General features: G+C 73.4%; 14 protein-coding genes and 1 pseudogene. 10 read left to right on the top strand and 5 right to left on the bottom strand.

The features are described from left to right. Positions 1 to 181 precede the first annotated feature (181 nt). The 3 genes and pseudogenes from ACFYON_RS18005 to ACFYON_RS17995 form a co-directional block, all read left to right on the top strand. A pseudogene (locus ACFYON_RS18005) lies at positions 182 to 469 on the top strand (CPCC family cysteine-rich protein); the annotation flags it as partial. A gap of 160 nt (positions 470 to 629) precedes the next feature. After that, positions 630 to 1,349: a hypothetical protein gene (locus ACFYON_RS18000; RefSeq protein ID WP_387320939.1), complete on the top strand. Its 720-nt coding sequence runs from the start codon at positions 630 to 632 to the stop codon at positions 1,347 to 1,349. A gap of 58 nt (positions 1,350 to 1,407) precedes the next feature. Continuing rightward, positions 1,408 to 2,526, top strand: a complete 1,119-nt coding sequence (locus ACFYON_RS17995; protein WP_354866431.1) for an NAD(P)/FAD-dependent oxidoreductase — start codon at positions 1,408 to 1,410, stop codon at positions 2,524 to 2,526. A gap of 295 nt (positions 2,527 to 2,821) precedes the next feature. Here the strand turns inward: ACFYON_RS17995 and ACFYON_RS17990 are convergent, their stop codons facing one another. Next, complete coding sequence (locus tag ACFYON_RS17990) at positions 2,822 to 3,565, bottom strand: LPXTG cell wall anchor domain-containing protein (protein ID WP_357708191.1); 744 nt, start codon at positions 3,563 to 3,565, stop codon at positions 2,822 to 2,824. A gap of 109 nt (positions 3,566 to 3,674) precedes the next feature. After that, positions 3,675 to 4,223, bottom strand: coding sequence for an AAA family ATPase (locus tag ACFYON_RS17985; RefSeq protein ID WP_355093722.1), 549 nt, complete (start codon positions 4,221 to 4,223; stop codon positions 3,675 to 3,677). A gap of 12 nt (positions 4,224 to 4,235) precedes the next feature. Between ACFYON_RS17985 and ACFYON_RS17980 the strand changes: the two genes are divergently transcribed. The 3 genes from ACFYON_RS17980 (at position 4,236) to ACFYON_RS17970 (ending at position 5,731) form a co-directional block, all read left to right on the top strand. Next, positions 4,236 to 4,580, top strand: a complete 345-nt coding sequence (locus tag ACFYON_RS17980; RefSeq protein ID WP_354866427.1) for a helix-turn-helix domain-containing protein — start codon at positions 4,236 to 4,238, stop codon at positions 4,578 to 4,580. After that, entirely contained in the window at positions 4,577 to 4,963 is a 387-nt protein-coding gene (locus tag ACFYON_RS17975) for a VOC family protein (protein ID WP_354866425.1), read from the top strand. Before ACFYON_RS17980 ends, ACFYON_RS17975 begins: the two co-directional genes overlap by 4 nt. Positions 4,964 to 5,128: 165 nt before the next feature. After that, a complete protein-coding gene (locus ACFYON_RS17970) occupies positions 5,129 to 5,731 on the top strand; it encodes a PH domain-containing protein (protein WP_354866423.1) in 603 nt (200 codons plus the stop codon). A gap of 80 nt (positions 5,732 to 5,811) precedes the next feature. On the opposite strand, the gene ACFYON_RS17965 is transcribed toward ACFYON_RS17970, so the two are convergent. Then, positions 5,812 to 6,402 (bottom strand): dienelactone hydrolase family protein, encoded by a 591-nt coding sequence (locus ACFYON_RS17965; protein ID WP_354866421.1) that lies wholly within the window; start codon positions 6,400 to 6,402, stop codon positions 5,812 to 5,814. A gap of 65 nt (positions 6,403 to 6,467) precedes the next feature. On the opposite strand from ACFYON_RS17965, the gene ACFYON_RS17960 reads away from it, so the two are divergent. Both ACFYON_RS17960 and ACFYON_RS17955 read left to right on the top strand, forming a co-directional pair. After that, positions 6,468 to 7,070 carry a helix-turn-helix domain-containing protein gene (locus ACFYON_RS17960; protein ID WP_354866420.1) on the top strand — a complete coding sequence of 201 codons (603 nt, stop codon included), beginning with the start codon at positions 6,468 to 6,470 and terminating at the stop codon, positions 7,068 to 7,070. Between the two features lie 165 nt (positions 7,071 to 7,235). Then, positions 7,236 to 8,183 carry an L-threonylcarbamoyladenylate synthase gene (locus ACFYON_RS17955; protein ID WP_354866776.1) on the top strand — a complete coding sequence of 316 codons (948 nt, stop codon included), beginning with the start codon at positions 7,236 to 7,238 and terminating at the stop codon, positions 8,181 to 8,183. A gap of 6 nt (positions 8,184 to 8,189) precedes the next feature. On the opposite strand, the gene ACFYON_RS17950 is transcribed toward ACFYON_RS17955, so the two are convergent. Both ACFYON_RS17950 and ACFYON_RS17945 read right to left on the bottom strand, forming a co-directional pair. Next, the gene (locus ACFYON_RS17950; protein WP_387320937.1) at positions 8,190 to 8,963 is read right to left on the bottom strand and encodes an MBL fold metallo-hydrolase; all 774 of its coding nucleotides are present in this window, start codon (positions 8,961 to 8,963) and stop codon (positions 8,190 to 8,192) included. Beyond that, positions 8,953 to 13,464 carry an HAD-IC family P-type ATPase gene (locus tag ACFYON_RS17945; RefSeq protein WP_354866416.1) on the bottom strand — a complete coding sequence of 1,504 codons (4,512 nt, stop codon included), beginning with the start codon at positions 13,462 to 13,464 and terminating at the stop codon, positions 8,953 to 8,955. The genes ACFYON_RS17950 and ACFYON_RS17945 overlap by 11 nt, the downstream gene beginning before the upstream one ends. Positions 13,465 to 13,659: 195 nt before the next feature. On the opposite strand from ACFYON_RS17945, the gene ACFYON_RS17940 reads away from it, so the two are divergent. After that, the gene (locus ACFYON_RS17940) at positions 13,660 to 15,036 is read left to right on the top strand and encodes an MFS transporter (RefSeq protein WP_354866414.1); all 1,377 of its coding nucleotides are present in this window, start codon (positions 13,660 to 13,662) and stop codon (positions 15,034 to 15,036) included. A gap of 210 nt (positions 15,037 to 15,246) precedes the next feature. Further along, positions 15,247 to 16,026: an SDR family oxidoreductase gene (locus tag ACFYON_RS17935; RefSeq protein ID WP_387320935.1), complete on the top strand. Its 780-nt coding sequence runs from the start codon at positions 15,247 to 15,249 to the stop codon at positions 16,024 to 16,026. Positions 16,027 to 16,044: the final 18 nt, after the last annotated feature.

The following is a 16,044-nucleotide window of genomic DNA, read 5'->3' as shown; positions in this document are numbered from 1 at the left end:
GTAGGCGACGAATTCAGCGGTGGTCACGGGCGAGCCGCAGGCCAGTAGCCGGGGTGCCAGTTTGCCCGGAGGTAGGTGCTTGACGATCTTGCCAGCGAGCGTGGGGCACCATTCCTGCGGTAGGGCCGTGCTGGGCTGAGGTCGATACTTCGACCTGATCGACAACGAGAGGTACAGAGGGATGGACGAGCATGCCGCCGAGCAGGCAGGGCCCTCGGCAGAAGAACTCGCGCGCCGAACCAGGTGGTTCGAGCAGTATGTCGAGGCGTTGAACCAGCGATCGGTAGTGGCAGAAGCAGGTGGCGAACCATACGCGTGTCCCTGCTGTCGGCACCCGACGCTCGAAGGGCGAGGTCAGTTCGAGATCTGCTTCGCCTGCGGCTGGGAGGACGACGGGCAGGATGGCGAAGACGCTGACACGGTGCGCGGCGGTCCCAACGGTTCGCTCAGTCTGACTGAGGCACGGCGCGCTTACGCCGAACGGCCGGTCACTCTGGCGGATGCGCGGCGTGCGTACGCCGAGCGAGAAGCCCGTTGGGAGGGTCGACGCCGGCGGTCGGCGCCCGAGGAGGACTTGAGGTGCCGGACCGCACAGCGGATCGCTTCCGGGCTCTCGGGATCATGGAAGCATGCGTCACGTCCTGGACGATCCTTCGGGGTTGTCACCGAGAGCCGTTCGCTTCCTGAGGCATGCTGCGGAGCGAACGTCGTTCGACGTGTCGACCGGGCCCGCGACGGACGATCTCCGGTCGTTGTTGAGTCAGATGCCGGGCGTGGACGTCCAGGCAACGCTGACCCTCTTCCGGCGAGCGGTGGCCCGCTACGGGGGTCTGCGGTACCGCAGCGTCGCTTGGTCGTTCGAAGAAACCGTCACGTTCGTGCCGGCCCCGTGGGCGGCAGAAGACTACGGTCCCGAGGACCAGGACGCGATGGCCGACCTCATCGAGCACGACGTCGCGCACCCGTACGCGGTCTGGCTGCGCGGCGACGGCACTGTCGTCTACTGCTTCACGGGCTCGCACTCAGCGCCGGTGGTGCCCGTCTTTCCCGGCATCGACGCGATGCTCGAAGCCGAGGCGCTCTACCGGGATTGCGCCACCTGGATGCCGGTATCGCTCGACGACGCGCCAGGCCTGGCGGCGGTCGAGGCACACGCCGTGCACCTCACCCCGATACCGGAGGCGTGGGGGTACACCGAGCGCTGGTGGGAGCAGGACGGCTACCGGCTGCACGTCTGGAAAACATTCGCCACCGTGTTCCCCGGCTCTGGAGCCCGGTGGGCGGTGTGGGCCCGTGACCGTTCAGGCGAGTTGGCCGCCCGATCCTTCCTCACGCAGGCAAGGACGTAGCTACAGTCGCGTCTGCTGGTCCAGCGATGCCGGGTGAGGCTCAGTAGAGTGCATCGACATGAGGCGTCGTATCGCTGTGGCCGGGGGCGGCCCCGCGGGCCTCACCTTCGCTCGTGTCCTGCACCGCCACGGCCACCCGGTCACCGTCTTCGAACGAGATTCCGGCCCCGACGCCCGTCCGCCGGGCGGCACGTTGGACCTGCACGAAGGGCTGGGTCAGCTGGCTCTGGCCAAGGCCGGAGTGCTGGCGGAGTTTCAGGCGCTGTCCCGCCCCGAGGGGCAGGCCATGCGCATCCTGGACACGGCCGGGAATGTCCTGCGCGACTGGCGACCGCGGCCGGACGAGCGGGCCAATCCCGAGATCGACCGCAGACAACTGCGTGACCTGCTGCTCGTCCCGCTCGACGTCCAGTGGGGACGGCGTGTGACGGGGGTCGTGCCGGGCACTGCTGACGGCGTCGTGGTCCAGTTCGACGACGGGCGGACGGAGACGTACGACCTCGTGGTCGGCGCGGACGGCGCCTGGTCCCGGGTGCGCCCGGCGGTCTCGCCGGTGACGCCGCACTACACCGGCGTGACCTCGATCGAGACCTCCCTCGACGCCGTCGACGCCCGCCATCCCGACCTCGCCCGGTTGGTCGGTGACGGTTCGGTGGCGGTCTACGGCGTGCACCGATCTCTCGTCGCACAACGCAACAGCGGCGGCCACGTCAAGGTGTACGCCCGCTTCCGCGCGCCGCTCGACTGGCACACGAACCTGGACCTGGCCGACGTCGAGGCCGTCCGGGCGAGCATGCTGGCTCTGTTCGACGGCTGGGCCGATTCCGTCCTCGACCTCCTCCTCCAGGGTGCCACCTTCACCCACCGTCCGCTGTACGTACTGCCGGTGTCCCACACCTGGACCCACGTCCCCGGGGTGACACTCCTGGGCGATGCCGCCCACCTGATGCCTCCGTTGGGGGCGGGTGCGAACCTCGCGATGCTGGACGGTGCCGAACTTGCCGAGTCCGTTGCCGCCGGCCCCGCCGATCTGGACGAGGCGGTCCGCGCCTTCGAGGAACAGATGTGGGCGCGGGCCGGCAAGTGGGCGGAGGTCACGACGGCGGGCCTGGAACGCCTCGTGAGCCCGGATCCCGCCGAAGCCCTCGCCCTCTTCGACGAGGTCCAGCCGGGCTGACCGCGGACGCAGGTCGTGCGACTGGACTCGCCGTCGCAGGCCGGAGCTCTCTCTTCAGCAGCGCGCCCGCCTGGCGGCGCGGAAACTCGGCCGCGAGCAGCGCGCCCGCCGCGGACAGCGGGCGCGCGGCTCCGGCGATCACTTCGGTAAGACGAAGATCAGGAAGTACGGCGACGAACGCCACGAGGACGCGCAGGCAGACGGTGGCATCGGCGGGAGCTACGGCGACGGTGGCGGGTACGGCGACAGCAGCAGCGGCAGCTCGTCCTGGTGATCGTTCAGCGCGTCCGGGGAGCTACGCGACGAAGCGGGCGCGGCGTCGGCGTCCGATGACGTAGCCCGCGCCGCCGAGGAGCAGCAGCGCTCCGCCGATGCCGGCCGCTGTCGCGGTGTCGGCGCCGGTCACGGGCAGGCCGCCACCCTCGCCGCCGCCGTCACCGCCGGGGACGCCCACGGTGGTGGAGGGGGCGGCGGTGGGCGGTACGACGGTCGTCGTGGCGCTGGGCGTCGCACTCGGCACCGTCGTCGGCTTGGACGTCGGCGTCGGCGTCGGCTGGGACGCGCAGTCGAGCGCACGCGCCGCGTACAGGTCGTCGTTCAGGTAGGCCAGGTAGGCGTCGTCGGAAGGGTTGTCGAGCACCTTTTGCGCGGCTGCCCGCACATTGGGGCCGGCACCCGTCAAGGTCTGGCCCACCGAGATGCGCAGAGCGGTCGACCACGTCCTCTGCAGGTCGTTCCTGAGGAATGCGCGAAGGTCGTCCGAGGTGCCCTTCAGCCGCTCCTCGATCGCGCCCGGCAGAACGGGCAACGATTCGGCTTGCGCCTCGGCCAGCAGCCGGTACGCCAGCACCCGCAGCTCGGAGATGGTGGCGGTGTCCAGGTCGATGGTGACAAGCTCGCGGAAGTCCTTGTACACCTTGCGTTCGACCGTCTGGCAGGACTCGTTCAGCCCGGGCGCCACGGTCTGAGCCGTTGCCGGTGCCGCCGGAATCATGAATGCCAGCGCCACCAGGGCGCCGGCCGGAATTTTCCACTGCATGTGGACTGTCCTCCCCGTGGAGATCAAAACATGGAGATGTTACCGGCGTCCCGCAGAAAGGGAAGGGAATTCGTTTCGCCGTTTTGCGTACACGATTCGGGTGAACGGATCAGGGCGACGGCTGATCGACTGCCTGCCCTATCAGCGCCACCCGGGTCGAGAGCGGGCCTGCCGGCACGTCAACGAGGTCGAATCCGGCCTCCAGGTAAGTCAGTTCGTGGACCCGCTCGAAGAGGAGTGATTCGGCGAAGCTGATCCGGCGTGCCGCGGTTGCTTCGACAAAACCCTGGTGGCGTACGAAGAAGACGGTCCGTTCGTACCGGCGCTCCGCCGTCATGCGCTCGATCTCGTCCGTAAGGGCCGACGGGACCGGCAGGTCGAGGTAGCGGCACAACGCCAGCGTGCACAGGGGTGAGCGGTCGTGGAAGACGACATCCGAGCCGTTGGCCTCGGCTCGGCGGCAGCGCTCCCGCTGGAGAGCCAGCACCTGGTCGGCGAAGTCCGGCTCACGCCACGGTTCTGGTCGGCCGAGTGCCTGGTGCAGCGCGATCACGTCGGTAGCGGCCTCCTCCACGACGGGATACCCGTCGACCTCCAGGTGGCGCAGGATCGCTGTCTTACCGGAGCCGGGAGTGCCGGTGAGGATGTATCCGGGCATGAACGTCCTCCGATGCGGGCAACTCTCTTGATAGGCAAGCTGCTGCTTGCATATGGTGGTGACGTGGGCGACCTGTACCAGGCGCTGGCCGATCCCACCCGCCGCCTGATCCTCGACGAGCTGACCGAGCGCGACGGTCAGACCCTGTTCGAGATCTGCGGCCGGTTGGCCACCAAACACCAGGTCACGTCGTCCCGGCAGGCGATCTCCCAGCACCTCGACGTTCTGGAGGCCGCCGGCCTGCTCGTCACGCGGCGGCAGGGTCGCTACAAGTTCCACCACCTCGACACCCGCCCGCTGCGGTCCATCACCGAGCGATGGCTCAGGCCCGCCGCACCCACCCAGGAGAACCCATGAGAATCAACCTCACCAGCGTGTACGTCGACGACCAGGCCAAGGCCCTGCGCTTCTACACGGAGGTGCTGGGCTTCGTGACGAAGACAGACGTGCCGACCGGGGAGTACCGCTGGTTGACGGTGGTGTCACCGGACGCCCCGGACGGCGTGGAGCTGCTGCTGGAGCCCGACGCGCACCCGGCCGCCAAGGCGTTCAAGGAGGCGCTCGCGGGTGACGGCATCCCGCTGACGCAGTTCGCCGTGGACGATGTGGCCGCCGAGCACGACCGGCTGCGGGGCCTCGGCGTGCTGTTCACCCAGGAGCCGGTCGACATGGGCCCGGTGACCACCGCGGTGTTCGACGACACCTGCGGCAACCTGATCCAGATCGCACAGTACCGGTAGCGGCGGGCCACGGCCGGAGCGGCGACCCGGCGGAGCCCTGAGCCGGCCTGGCTCGTCGTGGACGCTCGCGGGGCCGGTGACCGTGGGCCACCCCGGTCGAGCCGGTCCAGGAGTGCGCCGTGACTCGGCGGCGAACCGCTGGACACGATCGGTCACCCTGACGGCATGATGGTGTGGCGGCGTCCGTACTCGCTGGACCTGACCACCGGCGGCGCGTTGGGCAGCGCGGTGGTCACGGCCGGCCTCCTGGTCTTCTTCGTGCTCGGTGGCCTTCGTGGCTTGCTGTCGGTTCCGGAGGCGACGTTCTGCGGGGTGTGGACCGCCGCCTCCGGCCTCGCCGTCGGGGTCCGCCGCGCGATGCTCGGCGTCTGGGTCAGCGACGCCGGCGTACGCTCGCGCTCGCTGTTCCACACGACCACCGTGCCGTGGGCGTCGGTTGCGGAGATCCGCAGCGGTGCCGGTTCGATACTGGGTCTCGACATGGGACGCGACGCGATAGTCATCGAGCGGATCGACGGCGATCCGGTGCAGACGCCGCTGCAGTCCGGCTCCCTCATCCGGCCGTTCCGCCCGGAGCTGACCCGGCTGGTCACCTGGCCGGAGCACTACGACGAGATCCTCGCGGCCCTGCGGGAGTGCCACCGGAACGCCCGGCCCCGGGAGCAGAGCCCGGCGCCGGACCCGGTCCCCGCCGACCGTCCGGACGAGCCGGAGCAGATCCGGAGACCCGCTCCGAGCGCCGCGCAGCGCGTGACATCCACGCGCTGACCAGGCAGTACGAGCGTGGGGTGTTGACCGGCGCCGAATACGCGGCGGCCCTGGCGCGGCTGCGGGGTGACGGGTAGGCGTCAGCCGAGCCGGTTGAGAAGATCGCGGCTGCGGCTCACCACCAGCGCGGTCGCGTCGGCGTCGTACGAGGGCAGCGAACTGTCGGTGAACAGGTGCCGGTCGCCGGGGTAGACGTACAGCTCGCCGCGCTCGGGACCGACGATCGACACCAGCTCGCGGGCGGCGTCCACGTCGCCTTCCAGCCCGAAGAACGGATCCCGCTCCATGCCGTGCACCTGCACCGCGACCCCGTCGGGCCAGGGACCGATCGCCCACTCGCCGGTGACCGGCAGGCAGGCTTCGTAGAGCAGGGCGGCCCGGGCACCGGCCCGGGTCTGGGCGAGCCGCTGGGCGGTCGCGGCGCCGAAGGACACGCCCGCGTAGACGAGGCCGGCGGGCAGGTCGGCGACGAACGCGTCCGCGCGCTGGTCGAGGACGTCGCCGCCGATCCGCTTGACCAGTGCGGAGCCGTCCTCGACGGTGGCCGGCCGCTCGCCGTCGAAGAAGTCGGGGGCGTGCACGGTGTGCCCGCCGGAGCGCAGCGAGTCGGCGAGCGCGCGTACCCCGTCGGTGAGCCCTTGAATGTGGTGGAAGAGCACGATCTCGGCCATCACTACACTCCTGGATTGTCGAACCAGAGTTATCGAACGAACCAGAATCTTAGAACGGTCGAGAAATGTCGGTCAATCAGCGGATCCCGGACTACGACCTCGACGACCTGCTCGTGGTGACCGCCGCGGAGCAGTTGCGTGCGCTCGCCGACCCGCTGCGCGGCACGCTGCTGGAACTTCTCCTGGAACGCGCCGCGACCGTGAACGAGCTGGCCGGTGCCGTCGGCCGGCCCAAGAGCAGCGTGGCCTACCACGTGAACCAACTGGTGGACGCCGGTCTGCTGCGCGTGGTGCGGACCCGGCGGGTACGTGCCATCGAGGAGCGGTTCTACGGGCGCGTCGCCCGCACCTACTACGTCGGCGCGCTCAGCCGGCCCGAGGACAAGCGGGTGGCAGCCGGGATCAACGGGCTGGCGGAGGCGGCCGCCGAAGCGGCTGCCGCGCACGCCGCCGACGAGCTGCGGTGCACGCTCGTGCACGCCCGTATCCCGATCGAGGATGTCCGGGAGTTCTGGGCGGAGGTCCAGGCGCTGGCCCGGCGGTTCACCCAGATTCCCCGGGCCGGTGACCAGGTGTACGGCTTCGCCGCCGGCCTCTACCCGACCGACGCCCCCACGCTCCCCGACGTGGAATCCGCCTCCGACCCGGCAACTGAATCCGGGCCATGACGGCACCTGGGCGAAAGAGAGATGTCTGGTCCGCCGCGACGCGCCCGGCCGCACGACCCGCCCGGCCCCACCACGGCGGGTAGGCGGCGTGCCCTCGGGGTCCTGCGGGGAGAGCGACGCGGGCAGGCTAGCGTCGGAAGTGTGAGCACCGGATCCCCGCGCGTCCTGCCGGCCGAACACGGCATCGACGAGGCAGCCGCCGTCCTGCGCGCCGGCGGGCTGGTCGCCTTCCCCACCGAGACGGTCTACGGCCTGGGCGCGAACGCGCTGGACGCCCGGGCCGCCGCGCGGATCTTCGAGGCGAAGGCCCGGCCCAGCTTCGACCCGCTGATCAGCCACCTGGCCGACGCCGCCGACCTGGCCGCGCTGGTGGGCGAGGTGCCCGTGGCGGTGGCCGCGCTGGCGAAGCGGTTCTGGCCCGGCCCGCTCACCCTGATCGTGGACCGGCCGGAGATCATCCCACCGATCGTCACCTCCGGCCTGGACACCATGGCGGTACGGGTGCCGGACGAGCCGTCGGCGCGGGCGCTGATCGCGGCGGCCGGTGTGCCGGTGGCCGCGCCGAGCGCCAACCGGTTCGGCCAGCTCAGCCCGACCCGGGCCGAGCACGTGGTGGCCGGGCTGGGCGGCGCGGTGGACGTGGTGCTCGACGGTGGGCCCACCCGGTGCGGCATCGAGTCGACGATCGTGGACGCCCGGGGCGAGCGGCCGGTGGTGCTGCGACTGGGCGCGCTGCCGGTCGAGGCGCTGGTCGACGCGGTCGGCCCGGTCGAGGTGCGCCAGGGCAGCTCCGGCCAGCCGGTCGCGCCCGGGACGCTCGCCGCGCACTACGCCCCGCGTACCCCGTTGCGGTTGGGCGCGGCGGCCGAGCCCGGCGGTGGCCGGCGGGGGTTCCTGGCCTTCCGGGAGCCACCGGCGGACGGTGACTGGGCGGCGGTGGAGGTGCTGTCGCCGGACGGCGACGTGACTGCGGCGGCGGCGCGCCTGTTCGACGCGCTGCACCGGCTCGACGCCGCCGGGGTGACCGAGATCGTCGCCGAGCCGGTGCCGGAGACCGGCGTGGGCCGGGCGATCAACGACCGGCTGCGCCGGGCCGCCGCCACCTGGCACTAGGAACCGTCAGGGCGTCAGGGGGACCGTCTCGCCACGACTGACGGTACGGACCTGGCCGGCGAAGCCGCGTCGCCTCGCCTCCTCGACGAAGTGCCGCAGCGGGGACCGGAACACCGGGTAGTCGTCATAGTGGATCGGCACGGTGAGTCGCGGCCGGATCAGCTCGACCACGTCGGCGCCCTGCCGGGCGTCCATGGTGAGCAGGATGCCCGCGATGCGGGTGCCGCCGAGGTGGATCAGCATGGCGTCGATGTCCGGGAAGCGGGCGGGGATCTCGGCGAGCTGCGGGCGGCGCAGCGTGTCCCCGGTGACGTAGAGGCGGAACCGCCGCTGCCCGCCCTCCTCCAGGTCGATCAGGCTGCCCATCACGTCGGGGAGCGCGTGGTCCAGCAGCCCGGGCAGCGCGGTCAGCCGCAGCGTCTCGTCGCCCCGGTGCAGCTCGTACGCGCGCCACGTGGGCAGCCCTTCCGCCGCGCCGAAGCCCCAGCGGCGCAGCTTCCGCTGGGCCTGAGGTGTGGTGAGGATCGGCAGCGCCCGGTCCAGTCCACGCCGGGCGACCCGGTCGAAGTGGTCGCCGTGCAGGTGGGACAGCACCACCGCGTCCAGTGCGGGCAGTTCGGGGATGGTCAGCGCGGGATCGGTGCTGCGCTTGGACCACAGGCCCCGGCCCAGGTACGCCCGCTGCCCCCGGTGCAGGAAGTTCGGGTCGGTGAGCAGTGTGAAGCGGCCGATCCGTAGCACAGTCGTCGCCGTACCGACGAACGTCACCTCAGGCGTCATGCCCTTCGCCGTACCCCTGATCGGGACGCCCATGCGAGCCGGGCTGCGGCAGGCGGTCCATCAGCTTGGTCAGCGTGCCGTTGGCGAACGTCGCGCCGAGCGCCGAGCCGGTGGCGATGGTCCAGCCCACCGGGCCGAGCGGGGTGCAGCCGAAGAACTGGCTGACACCCGGCGTCTGCACCACCGCCACGAGCACACCAACCGACGCGGCGGTGGCGGCGAGCACGCTGGGGCTGGTGCCGCCGGCCAGCACGGTCTGCCCGAGCTGTGTGCCGACCAGGGAGGCGAGCGCGACGGTGCTGGCACGCCGGCGGGTGCCGGTCCACCTGGCGATGGTCCAGCCGGCGGTCGCGCCCAGCGTGGTCGACGCCGCGCGTAGCCCGATCTCCCGGGTCATGGTGACGCCGAGCGAGGAGTCCGGCCCCTCCCGCAGCAGGTGGTCGGCGCTGTCGTCGGCGGGCGGACGGACCGCGATGGCGAGCGCGGGCGCGAGGTCGGTGAGCAGGTTGACCAGCAGCAACTGCCGGCCACCCAGGGCGGACCGGCCGGTCGCGGCGGCGCTGAGCACGCTGAACGCGATCTCGCCGAGGTTGCCGCCGACCAGGATGCTCAGCGCGTGCCGCACCGACGACCACATGGCCCGGCCCTCGACCAGCGTGGCGATGATCGTCTCCAGCCGGTCGTCGGTGACCACCAGGTCGGCGGCGGCGCGGGCGGCGGGAGTGCCGCGCTGGCCGAGCGCGATGCCGACGTCGGCGAGGCGGATCGCCGGTGCGTCGTTGGCACCGTCACCGGTCATCGCGACAGTGCGGTCCTGGCGCTGCAACGCCTGGATGATGCGTACCTTGTGCGCGGGCGTGCAGCGCGCCACCACGTCGGTGGCCATCAGGCGCTCGGCGAGCGCGGCGTCGTCCAGCCGGTCCAGGTCGGTGGCGGTGACGACGCGCTGCCCGCCGTCGTCCGGGCTGATGGTGGCGGCGATCGCCTCGGCCGTGGCCGGATGGTCGCCGGTGATCATGATGGTGTGCACACCCGCCGCCCGGATCCGGGCCACCGCCGGCCGGGCGCTGTCCCGCACCCCGTCGGCCAGGGTCAGGAAACCCACGAAGACCAGGCCGTCGACCTGCTCGTCGCTCACCTGCTCGGTGGAGACCGGGCACTCGGCCACGGCCAGGACGCGGTGCCCGGCGCCCGCCCGCCCGGCCAGCATCGCCTGCACCTCCTCGCGTCCGGCCGCGTCAAGCGGCCGGTCACCCCCGGCGGTGCGCCGGGACGCGCAGCGCGGCAGCACCGACTCGGGGGCGCCCTTCACACTCAGCAGCAGCCCGTCTGCCGCCCGCCCGACGGCGGCGCTGTAGCCGCGGGACGGCTCGAACGGCAGCCCGGCCGTCGCGGCCCAGTCCGCCGCACCGGTCCGCTCGGTCACCCCGGCGGCATCCGCGCCGTGGCGTACCGCCCGGTCGGTCTGCTGCGGCAACTCGTCCGGGTCGTCGGCGGCCGGGGTGGCCCGCACCGCGGCGGCCAGCGTCGACCGGAGCGGCTCGTCCAGTTCGTCCAGCACGGCGTACCGGCCGTCGCCCGTACCCACCCCGGCCAGCAGCAGCTTCCCCTCCGTCAGCGTGCCGGTCTTGTCGAAGCAGAGCACGTCGACCCGGCCCAGCGCCTCGATGGTCCGGGGGTTGCGGACCAGGGCGCCGTGCTCGGCCAGCCGCCGCGCCGCCGCCAGCTGCGCGGCGCTGACCAGGAACGGCAACCCCTCCGGCACCGACGCCACGGCCAGGTTCGCGGCGGTCGCCGCCGTTTCGGCAAGGGGTACGCCCCGAAGCAGCCCCGCCCCGGCCACCGCGATCGCCGAAGCGGCCGCCATGGGTACGGCGCTGCTGGTCAGCTTGCCCAGCCGCGCCTCCACCCCACTCGCGGGCGGGGCCTCCCGGGCCATCGCGAGGCTCCGCCCGGCCTCGGTCTCCGCGCCGGTGGCCACCACCACCGCGGTGCCGTGCCCGGCGGCCACGGTGGTGCCCTCGAACAGCATCGAGCGCCGTTCCGCGATGGCCGCCGCCACCACGGGTTCCGGGCTCTTCAGCACCGGCAGCGACTCGCCGGTCAGTGACGACTCGTCCGCCTCCAGCCCGTCGCTCGTCAGCACCCGGCAGTCGGCCGGTACGGCGTCCCCGGAGCTGACCGTGATCACGTCACCGCGTACCAGCTCCTCGGCGGGCACCACCCGCTCGGCGCCGTCGCGCAGCACCCGGGCGGTGACCGCCGAACGGGACAGCAACTCGGCCAGGGAGCGTTCGGTGTTGCGCTGGTGCACCGCGCCGACCAGCGCCGACCCGCCCACCACGCCGCCGACCAGGGCCGCGTCGACCAGCGAGCCGAACGCGGCGGAGAGCACCGCACCGGCGGCCAGCACCGGAGTGAGCGGGTTGGACAGCTCCTCCACGAACGCGCGGAGCAGTCCGGCCGGGCCGTGCTCGTCCCCGACCTCGACGCGGCGGCGACGGACCGCCTCCTCCTCGGCCAGCCCGGACGGGTCGGTGGTGAGCTGGTCCAGGACGGTCTGCACCGGCATGAGATGCCAGGCGGTGAGCGCGGGCATCGGGGCTCCGGTACGGTCCGGCAGCCGGTGCGCCCGGAACACGCCGTGCGCGAACGCGAGCGCCGCCGCGCCGTTGACCGCCGCCAGGGCCGGGCGGGGCAGCCGTCGCCGGTCCGCGGTGAACGCGGCGAGCGCGCCCAGCCCGCTGCCGGCCATCGCGATCCGGACGTTCTGCGCGGTCATCCGGCGGGCCACCCCGGCGGCGTCGATGAGCAGGGCGGGTATCCGCAGGTCGTCGCCGACGAGCAGGTGCGCGCCCCACGGTGGCAGGTCGTCCGGGCCGTACACGCCGAGGCCACAGTCCGAGGCGGCGAGCGCCGACCGCTCACCGGAGACCACCATCACCACGGCGCCCTCGCGTTGCAGGTCGTGCACCCCGTCGGCGAGCCGGGGACCACCGGGCACCAGCAGGTCCGCGAAGTCGTACCGGCCGTCGTCCGCGCCGCCGACCACGAGCCGCAGGCCCGCCTGCCGGGCGGCCGACGCCAGCGCGTCCACCCCGGGCGCGGGCTCCGGCTCGATCCGCAGTACGGCGGCGAGCCGGCCGTTCCCGGCCAGCCCGAGCAGCCGTCCACCGTCGGCGCGCAGCCGGGCGCTGTCCGGGGTGTCACCGGGATCGTCGGCACCGAGGCGGTCCAGCGGGCCGATCCGCCAGCCGTCGGCGGCGCGTACCGCGTCCGGCTCGGCCGGGTCGAACAACGCGAACGCCCGGGCGGCCACCTGCCCGGTGTCGGCGTCGGCCAGCGGCGCGAGATCGGCCAGGATGCCCCGGTCCGAGCCGAGCACCGCCGCGTCCAGCACCACGGTGTCGATCCGGTCCAGCTCGCGCAGCACGCTGCGGTCCATCGCGATCACGCCGCGCCGGGCGAGCATCCGGCCGAGCTGGGCGCCGTACCCCTCGCGGCCGGAGCCGGGCGCCTTCGGCAGCGAGGACAGCGCCAGCGCGGCGGCCCGCTTCGGCCCCAGCACCGGCAGCGCCGCCGCCCCGGCGACCGCGCCGGCCGGAAGCACCCGCTTGGCGTACCGCTCGGGCTGCCCGTCCGGCACCGGGCAGGGCCGCTCGCTGTCCGGCACTCGGGCGACAGCCCGTTCCGGGTCACCGGTCAGGTGCGGCTCGGCCCGCCGCCACGCGACCAGTTGCGCGGCGCCCTCGCCCCACTGCACCACGCGCTGTGCGCCGTCGAGCACGATGCCCGCCCAGCCGCCGGTGAGACCCTGCACCACCGCCTCGGCCAGCGGGAACAGCACCTCGGCCCGGGGGTCGGCGCGGATACCCAGCCCGGCCAGCGTGTGCAGCTTCGGGTGCAGGTCGACCGCGCCGAGCAGCCCGGCCACCTCGGCCGGAACGGGGGTGAGCGGCAGCACCCGGGTGGCCGCGGAGATGCTCAACCCGAGGGCGTCGGACAGCAGCGCGCCGAACGTCCGCGCGGTGCGCGGGCCGTCCTCGGGCGGCTGCGGCGGTTCGATCTCCGGGTCCGGCTCGTACGGGCTGGCCCGCTCGACGCGCGCCACGGTGGCGATCAGGTCGCGCAGTCTCGGCGCCGGCTCCCCGGTGGCCACCACCACCCGGCCCGACGGCGCGTTGACCCGCGCCCAGGTGACGCCCGGCATCGACTCCAGCGCCGCCTCCACCTGGCGGGCCAGCCGGTCGCCGCCGTCCTGGCAGACGCCGTGCACCTCGATGTGGTGCCGGCCGTCGTGCGACCACACCCGTCGGCTGGTCAGACCGGTGAGGCGGGCCAGCCGGGCCGCGGCCGTACCGACACTGCCCGCAACCTCGGTGACCCGGGCCGGCACGGCGTCCGTGGGCAGGGCCGATCCGACGGTACGCGCGACGCGCGCGGCCGCTCCCGGTACGGCGGTCGGCGACAGCAGCAGGCCGGCGAACCGTGCCAGCGCCATCTCGCCTCCCGGTCTCGTCCCGGCGGCCCGACTTCCCGGCGCGGCGTCCGTCATGCCACCCTGACGGCAGAAGTTTCGGCGTGTGCGCCACCGTTCCCTCCGTTCCGGGTGTCCTGCCGTTCCCGGCGTCCCCGGGCGGACGAGACGCGCGACACAGTTGACCTCAACCGGGGGTGAGGGCCGAGGCTGAACGCCATGACCAGCACCGCCGCCGTACCGACTGATCCACCCGTCGACCTGTGGTCGCCGCGCCTGCGGGCGATGACCGTGGGCAGCGTCGCCCTGGTGTCCCTGCTCGCGTTCGAGGCGCTGGCGGTGGGCACCGCCATGCCGACCGTGGCACGCAGCCTCGATGGGCTCGGCCTGTACGCGCTGGCGTTCGGCGGCCCGTTCGCCTCCAGCGTGGTGGCGATGGTCGCCTCCGGCATCTGGTGCGACGCGCGCGGACCACGCCCGGCCATGTGGCACGGGGTCGTCTGGTTCGTCGCCGGGCTGGTCGTGGCCGGTGCCGCGACGACTATGGAAGTGCTGGTCGTCGGGCGGGTGGTGCAGGGCTTCGGCTCCGGACTGGTCTCGGTGGCGCTCTACGTGGTCGTCGGTCAGGCGTACCCGGAGCAGTTGCGGCGGCGGATCTTCGCCGCGTTCGCCGCGGCGTGGGTGGTTCCGTCGCTCGTCGGCCCGGCGCTGGCCGGGCTGATCGTGGAACACCTGGGCTGGCGGTGGGTGTTCCTGGCGGTGCCGGCGGTGGCGATCCCGGCTGCGCTGCTGGTCCAGCCGGGGCTGCGGGCGCTGACCGGGACCGTGGCGACCCGCCCACCGGCCGGCGCGCTGGCGCGGCTCGGCTGGGCCTGCGGGGCGGGGGCGAGCGCCGCACTGCTGCACTACGGGGGGCAGCAGCGCGGCGCGCTCGCCGCCGGCCTGATCGCCGCGGCGCTGGCCGGGCTGCTCGCCTGCGTACCGCATCTGTTGCCGGCCGGGTTCCTGCGCGCGGCACGAGGGCTGCCGACGGTGATCGGGCTGCGCGCGCTGGCGTCGGCGGCGTTCGTCGCCGCCGAGGTGGTGATCCCGCTGATGCTGTCCCGGGAGCGCGGTTTCTCGCCCACCGGCGCCGGCCTGGTGCTGACCGTCGGGGCGCTGTCCTGGTCGGTGGGCTCGTGGATCCAGGGCCGGATCAGCTCACCGCGCTCGGCGGCGACGCTGCCCCGGGCCGGGCTGGCCTGCATCACGATCGGTACGGCGGGCGTGGCGTCCGCGCTGCTCCCAGAGCTGCCGGTGCTGCCGGCGGTGCTGAGCTGGTCGGTGGCCGGGCTGGGCATGGGCCTGCTCTATCCGTCGCTGTCGGTGCTCACCCTGGCCCATTCCGCCCCGGCCGAGCAGGGACGCAACAGCTCCGCGTTGCAACTGGGCGACTCGCTCGCCGCCGCAACCGTGCTGGCGCTGACCGGCGCGGTCCTGGCCGCCAATTCGTCCCCCGGCCCGGCCGGCTACGCGACCACGCTGGCCGTGGCCGCCGTTTGCGGCCTGCTCGGCCTGGCCGTGGCCGGCCGAGTGGTTCCCCGCCCCACCCCCTGACCACCCCACCGCCCGCCCCTCCTCGCCGATTGATCAAGGAGGGGCGGGCGGGGCTGAGGCGGGCGGGGTGATCCGGGCCGGGCGGACCGTCGGATGGCGCAGGATCAGGTGAGGGCGATGCCGGGCCGGCGACTGTCACGATCCGGGTCGGCGTTCCGTCCCAGAGTGGAGCCGCGGTGTGGCGGCTGCGCGTTTGTGGAAGGAGTGGCGATGCGGGTGCTGGTGACCGGGGCGACCGGGCGGCTCGGCCGGGTGGCGGTGCCGCGGCTGCGGGACGAGGGCTTCACGCTGCGGGCGGTCAGCCGCCGGCCGCGTACCGGGGACGGGGTCGAGTGGGTGACCGCCGACCTGGCCACCGGCGCCGGACTCGCGGAGGCGGTCGCCGGGATGGATGCGGTGCTGCACCTGGCGTCGTCGCCGCAGCGGCGTACCCACGACGTCGACGTGCTCGGCACCCGCCGTCTGGCCGTGGCCGCCGGGCACGCCGGGGTGCGCCACCTGGTGTTCGTCTCGATCGTCGGCGTCGACCGGGTGCCGCTCGGCTACTACCGGCACAAGCTGGCGGCCGAGCAGGTGGTGGCCGCCGGACCGGTGCCGTGGAGCGTGCTGCGGGCGACCCAGTTCCCGGAGTTCCTGGCCGGGCTGCTGAGCGGCGCGAGCCGGCTCGGCCCGGTGATCGGGGACCGCGCGGTGCTCGCCCAGCCGGTCGACCCGGTCGACGTGACGGACCGGCTCGCGGTCCTGCTGCTGGCCGGGCCGTCCAACCGGATCGAGGACTTCGGCGGACCGGAGGTGTTGCGCTTCGACGAGGCGGCCCGCGCCTGGCTGGCGGCCCGCCGGGTACGTCGTCCGCTGCTGCCGGTCCGGATCCCCGGCCGTCTCGGGCGGGAACTGCGCGCGGGTGGCCTCACCACGACTGCCACGCCGACCGGCACCCGGACCTGGGCCGACTACCTGGCGGACACGTACGGGGGAACCGGCGGAAGATGAGAAACGGTCGGGTCCGCA

This window comes from Micromonospora sp. NPDC005686, from assembly GCF_042871665.1.
GTDB lineage: Bacteria > Actinomycetota > Actinomycetes > Mycobacteriales > Micromonosporaceae > Micromonospora.
The sequence above is the reverse complement of the archived record's forward strand: the minus strand, read 5'-3'. Positions and strand labels throughout refer to the sequence as shown.